Annotated in this window: 1 protein-coding gene; it reads right to left on the reverse strand. The window is 35.3% G+C overall.

Annotation, left to right across the window (positions count from 1 at the left end):
* Window positions 1–25 precede the first annotated feature (25 nt).
* A complete protein-coding gene (locus EQY_RS23990; RefSeq protein WP_001005790.1) occupies window positions 26–481 on the reverse strand; it encodes a CaiF/GrlA family transcriptional regulator in 456 nt (151 codons plus the stop codon).
* Window positions 482–697 lie beyond the last annotated feature (216 nt).

Genomic DNA, 697 nt, shown 5'->3' on the forward strand with positions numbered 1-697 from the left:
ATGACTGTGATTCTCTCCTCTCAATTCAAACAGTATTTTTCATTTTGCTGTAAGTTTCTCCTGTCCGACGGTGACACATCCATTGACGAATAACTCTGAGCTCATCTTTTTTTTCTGGAGAATTTCTTTTTACTGAGGAGCGCGATTTCTGTTCTGATATTCTCTGCTGTTTCAGTCTGTTTGATTCTGTTGGCAAAGGTATTATTACAACATCTAATATTTTTAGTGCCCGTACTTTAGTCTTTACTCCATTGATAATGCAAAAAATGGTTGTCTTTTCACTTTTTATATATTTTTTTCCTTCTCTGTAAATATAATTTATCACATCAGTGGCTTGTTGTTGAGTAAGGGAAAACGCCCGGGCTACATCTTTTGTTGTCAGAAGTTGCTTGTTTCTTTTTCCCCAGATGGCAACCACCATATATAATGGTAAGTTCGAGAATCCGGATAATTTAGAAGGGATAGTATATCGTTCGTTCATGGAATATTCTCTGTCAGAATTCAAGACTCCCTCCTTCGAAAAGGGTCTGTGTTTGAAAGAGGGATGTGTGTATGTAACAAATTTTGTACACCATGTAGATTATGGTTCAAAACGAAATGAGCTATCTATAATGCAGTTAATCCATTCCATAGTGATACCATTGTTTTTCTTTGATAGTGAGGAATAATTATTCATATATGGAAAAAGCGCAAAAAA

The organism is Escherichia sp. TW14182 (assembly GCF_000208525.1).
GTDB lineage: Bacteria > Pseudomonadota > Gammaproteobacteria > Enterobacterales > Enterobacteriaceae > Escherichia > Escherichia ruysiae.